This window comes from Areca yellow leaf disease phytoplasma, from assembly GCF_041920595.1.
This window is the reverse complement of sequence record NZ_CP169277.1, coordinates 352,714-358,621: the sequence shown is the minus strand read 5'-3', so window position 1 is coordinate 358,621 and position 5,908 is coordinate 352,714. Positions and strand designations below refer to the sequence as shown.

The 5,908-nt window shown below is 28.1% G+C and carries 2 protein-coding genes and 3 pseudogenes; all 5 read left to right on the top strand.

Annotated elements, in window-relative coordinates; all coding sequences use genetic code 11:
• Positions 1 to 813: 813 nt before the first annotated feature.
• The 5 genes and pseudogenes from ACEW7V_RS02050 (at position 814) to efp (ending at position 5,646) form a co-directional block, all read left to right on the top strand.
• Positions 814 to 1,032, top strand: coding sequence for a hypothetical protein (locus ACEW7V_RS02050; protein WP_374695296.1), 219 nt, complete (start codon positions 814 to 816; stop codon positions 1,030 to 1,032).
• A gap of 1,866 nt (positions 1,033 to 2,898) precedes the next feature.
• A complete protein-coding gene (locus ACEW7V_RS02045) occupies positions 2,899 to 3,030 on the top strand; it encodes a hypothetical protein (RefSeq protein WP_374695295.1) in 132 nt (43 codons plus the stop codon).
• A gap of 446 nt (positions 3,031 to 3,476) precedes the next feature.
• A pseudogene (locus ACEW7V_RS02040) lies at positions 3,477 to 3,767 on the top strand (YmdB family metallophosphoesterase).
• 391 nt (positions 3,768 to 4,158) lie between these two features.
• Positions 4,159 to 5,024: pseudogene (gene miaA, locus ACEW7V_RS02035) on the top strand (tRNA (adenosine(37)-N6)-dimethylallyltransferase MiaA).
• A 58-nt stretch (positions 5,025 to 5,082) separates the two neighbouring features.
• A pseudogene (gene efp, locus ACEW7V_RS02030) lies at positions 5,083 to 5,646 on the top strand (elongation factor P).
• Positions 5,647 to 5,908 lie beyond the last annotated feature (262 nt).

The window sequence follows — 5,908 nt, the reverse complement described above, 5'->3', positions numbered from 1 at the left end:
CATTGCTTAGAGCCATCAGGAAAATGACGGTTCAATAACTCATCACATTTAACATTGAGGAGTTTCTTCTAAAGAAAAATATAATAATAGTCGGCAGCAATATCATATTAAAAACGTTGGTAATATGATTTGTTTGAAGTGTTCTGTAAAAATGATATTTTGTTGTTGAATAGAACATGTTGCGTCTCCAAATATCATATTGAAAGATACGAATGCTAATTTTAATTTAATTTGGATTTAAAAATATAGATATACTTTAATAATTTAATTAATGAAATATATAAGATATCTAAAAAAGAAAACCTTAGAGCAACGTTATCAAAATTGTTAGAAGTTCGCAAAAAAGAAAATAACAATTCCAAAACAACATCAAAAAATGAAAAGATAGATTTTTAAATCATTATTTTAACTCCTTTTTGACATTATTTTAACATTATTTTGCAAATACTTTTGAGTTATTATATAATATTTACGAGATATATTTTTTTTATTTAGTATCTTATATATTTCTCATTAATTAAATTATTAAAATTATCTATATTTTTAAAATCCAAATTAAAATTAAAAAATTATGCATTCAATCCAATTATATTATTTATTATTCTTTATTTTGATATTGGAGTTTTGGCATGATTTTTATTCCAACAACCAAAAGGATATCATTTTATTTTTAAAGATTTACTTCCAAGCAAATCATTATTACTAGCGTTTTTATTGTGATATTGCTTGCCATTTCTATTATTATATTTTTTTCTTTAGAAGAAAACTCCTCAATGAAAAAAGTCAAATCTTCCTGATGAAGTTATTGAACAAATGCAATTTTCTGATGAAACACAAAGCCCAAACCCTTCAATTTTAGAAAAAAATTCTTGGAAAGATGTATTTAGTGAAAAAATAAATGGAGAATTTGTTGAAAAAGTTATACAATCTCCCGCAAGTATCTCAATCACTAAAAACTTTTCTAATAAATTATCAACGCCGTTAGCCAAAAGCCTTTCGCAAAATAAAAACAAATCACCAAGAAAAGCTTGATTATTAATTATATTAATAAATTCAAATATTTTCTAGCTTACATAATAATATATAATAATTAAATATTTTTCATTACAAAAGCTAATCTTTTTAAGGTTAGCTTTTCAGTTTTTTTATTTTTTGCCACTATTCATCACAGAACCATTGTTTTTTGTATATTTTTTGCTGAATTTTTTCGCAAACCAAACTTTATTATTTTTTTTAACCCCAATTTATGTATACATTTTTATTTTTTTCATTTAACGATGAAATTTTGTACTGAACAAATTAAAAAAATAATAAAACTTCCAACCCGCCCCATTCAAAATTAATTCTAAATTAATTATCAATATTTAAAAAACAAACTTATTTATCGTTTTAATGACAAAATTGCAGATCAAAAATTTAATTCCCCCTATTTTTTTATTTTTTGTTTTGCATTACAAATCATTAAACTAAATTCAAAAAAAGAAAAAGAGGTAAAACAATGATTTTACATTTGTTAACCCCCCAAAAGAAGGTATCAAAAGGATATGCAGAGGTGATTGTTGGCGAACTCATTTGTATAATGTGTTGTTCCCTTCTTGTCTTTGTTTTAAATTTGTGGATCAATTATCGGCTATTTTTGTATTCTTTTTTAATCAAAAAGAGTAGAAAGAAAAAAAACAAACTTTGACAACAAATCAAAAGAAAAGAAAAAGATTTTATAACAACGCGAACAAAGAAAATGATGCGTAATGCCAAAATAGAAATAACTTCTTTAAGACAAAAATTAGAACTGGATTTAAGAACAAAGAACCAACACAATTGTTGATTTAGAATCAAAATAATCGTCGTGAAGAATTGCTTAACAACAGAACTGAAACCTCAATAAAGAGAAAGAGCATTTAGATTCTGAACAACAAATAATTAGCCATACTAAAAAAAAAAACTAGAACAACAAATCAAAGACAAAAACAATTTTAAACACCCAAAAACAACAGAATTAGAAAAATAGCACCTTAACGCAAGATCAAGCCAAGATGAAATCATAATAAGAAAGAAACAAGAGACAAAACCACTTATGAAATGATTTATATATTAAGCAAGAAGAAGAAAAAGCCCAAAGGCAGGACATCTAAAAAGCCAAACTCTTTTAGGACAGCCATGCAAAAATGTGCTGGCGATATTACAGGAGAAAAAATATTAGCGTTGTTAACATTCCTAACGAAGATATGAAGGGCGGATTATTGGGCGCCAAGGCGAAATATTAAGTCTTTGGAAGTTTTTAACCGGGTAGACTTAATTGATGCTGCACCATTATTTAAGTAGTTTTGACCCGATTAGAAGAGAAATTGCCAAAAACTTTAGAATTTTTGGTCTCTGATGGGCGAATTCATCCTTCTCGCATCAGAAAAAGCCTTAGAAACTTCAACCATAAGTAGACAATTTTATTAAAGAAATGGGCAGAAGAAGCTGCTTTTATTACTAAAATCAAGGGGCGTAACCCCGGACTTAATTAAAATTTTGGGAAAAACTGCACTTCCGCATTAGTTATTATCGTACTGTTTTGAAACATTCTTTGGAAGTAACTTTTAGCTGATAAAACTTTCTGAAATTGGAGAAAACGAAATTCTTGCAAGAAGAGCAGGACTTTCATGACATCAATTAAAGCTCCTAGACCACAGAAATGGAAGAAGCCACGTAGAAATTGGCGTTTTCTATTGCTTCCAATACAAAAAAAAGAAGTTATCGACGCTATTGCCTCTCATCATGAAGACCAAGAACCCCAATCAATTATCGCTGTTTTAGTTGCAATATGATTTTGTCTTTCGCTAGACCAGGAGCCAAAGAAGAATCAAGTGAAAAACTACATCCAAAGACTAACCAAATTAGAAACTATTGCTAATGCAACAAGAAGGAGTTGCCAAATCTTATGCTATTCAAGCTGGGCGCGAAATTCGTGTTATCGTTGAACCAGACAAAATCGCAGATAATTTTATTTTCCAAACTGCCCGCACCATTAAAAGAACAAATTGAAAAAGACATTAGTTACAATGGTGTTATCAAAGTTACTGTTACTGCAAGAGAAACCAGAGCTGTGGAAATGGCTAAATTATAATCCACCAAAGGAATAATTAATTCATGAAAATAATGTTTATCGGAGATATTTACGGAAACCCAGGAATTAGTTATTTTTCCGAAAAAAGTGGGTTTTTAAAAAGAAACTTACAAACCTAACCTCATTATTGCCAATGCTGAAAAGCGCTGATAATGGCAAGGTTTAAGTTTTCAAATTTATAAAAAATTACAAAAATTAGGTGTTGATTTGATGACTATGGAAACCATGTTTGGAAAAATAAACAATACAGAATTAAAAATTTTATTGACAAATCAAATGTAATTCGTCCCATCAATGACATTAATTCCAACAATTAGGGCAAGGTTATAAAATTATTGATTGCGAAGATAAAAAAATTTTAGTTATGAATGCTTTAGGACGTGTTTTTATTAACTCCAAATTGCATTGCCCTTTCAAAACTATTGATAATGTTTTGGAACAAAATAAAGCTAAATATGATTTTTCTTTTTGGATTTTCATGCCGAAGCCACTAGTGAAAAAATTGCTTTAACTCATTATTTTTGATGGTAGAATTGATGCTATTGTAGGCACTCACACTCATGTCCAGAACCAACGACGAACGCCTTTTTCCCACAATACTCTTTATATTTCTGATGCAGGAATGAGCAGGAGCCAAGGACGGCGTCATTGGTAAAGAAAAGAACCTATAATTCAATCTTTTTTAGGAAATCGTTTTGTTTCAAGACCTAATGCCGAAGGAAAAAGACAATTAAACGGTTTACTGGTCACTCTTAAACCTCACAAAACTATTGAAAAGATTAATTTATCAGAATGAAATAAAATTTGTTTTATGAAAACTAAGCGAAAAAGAATCAAAATTATCTTCTGTATCACTTTAATTTTTTTTGTTTTTTAATGCTTTGCATTTTTTTATTTTATTCTGGTTTTTTAATTATTTAAATTATTAAATTATTATACCAAACATAACTTTCAATATAAATTTATAATGATTTTATATTTTTGGAAAATATTTAATAACCCCAAAACACTTCTACCCTCATAAAGGAAAATTATGAAAAAAAGTAATCGCTATTACAGGTCCTACCGCTTCAGGAAAAACTAGCCTTTCCATTAAAATAGCTAAAAAATTTAATTTAGAAATAATTAATTGCGAATTCTCTTCAAATGTATCAAAAAATACGATATTGGAACTGCTAAAATAACTCTCGAAGAATCGCAAGGAATTAAACATCATCTTTTAGATTTTCTTGCTCCTGGAACAAATTACAGTATTTATCATTTTCAAAAAGATGCCCGCAAAAAAAATCGAAGAAACGCCCCTTCCTTTATTTGTGGGTGGTAGCGGGTTTATCTTAAATCAGCTCTTTTTGATTATGAATTAACTCTAAATCTTTGTTTTTTGCCACCTACTTCTTTACCTGCAATAGAAAATATGATTGATTTTATTAAACAAAAAGATCCTCCAATTAATTGCGAACCTAGATTTAAAAAATCCTCGTCGCATCCTAAGCGCTTATCAAGATTTACTTGCAGGCGCTTTAAGGTCACAAAAAAATAAAAACACAATCCTCTATATTCTTCGCTAATTTTTTATCTCGATATTGATAGACAAATTTTGAAAAAAAGAGTTATTTTAAGATTGGAACAAATGTTAAAACAAGGTTTTATAGAAGAAGTTAACCAAATTCAAACTCATTTTCCAAACGCCAATTTTAATATTATTGGTTATCGCGAAATTAAAGCTTTGTTAGAAGGAAAAATAACTTTAGACCAAGCCAAAACCTTAATTATTCAAAAAACTATGCAATATGCCAAACGCCAAAAAACTTGGTTTAAAAATCAAATTAAGCCCATCATTCTAGATGCCTTATCCCCCTGATTTAGAAAAAACCACTATTTACCTTATTAACTATTTTTAAAAACTGATTAAACATTAAACAATTAAACCAACGAAAACAATTCCAAAAAATAAGAAAGTAATTAGAAATATGATTAATACAAACGATTTTTAAAACTGGACAAACCATTAAATTCAACAACCAAATTTATCAAATTCTAGATTTTTTACATGTCAAACCTGGTAAAGGTGCTGCATTTGTAAGAACCAAATTAAGAAACCTAAGAACAGGTAGTGTCATTGACTACACTTTTAACGCTGGTATCAAAGTGCAGCCTGCCTTAATTACTAAAATTAAGATGCAATTTCTTTATGCTTTGGAAGATAATTATATTTTTATGAATACTCAAAATTACGAACAATTAGAAATTAACAAACATCAATTAAAAGATTTTCTTAAATATCTTTATGAAGGGCTTTTAGTAGATATTATTTTTTATGAAAATTATGAAATTGTAGGTATCAGTTTACCTGACAAAATCTCTATTAAAGTAGCTACACCGAACCTGAGCCAAAGGATAAACTAATTTTTAAAAGATGCCACTTTAGAAACAGGCTTTAGTAATTAAAGTTCCTCTTTTTATCAATATTGGAGAAAAAATGGTTATCAATACTGAAACAGGGCTTTATTTATCAAAGAGACAACAATAAATAAAACACCTTATTTTTGCAGTTTTAAACTGCTTTTTTGTTTTATCCACTACATTCAAGCCCTTTTTCTTATATACGTTTATAAATTGTGTTTGTTAATTTCTTTTTGTTTGTTATATAATTATAGGTATTCATGCCATCTGGCATTTTGCCTTTATATAGTGTTTTGCGATTTGAATCCGTTTATAAACATATAAAAATAAAAAGTATTAATATATTGTGTCTTTTGGGAAAATTTTTCAAGATAACAAAACAATCGGTTTTTA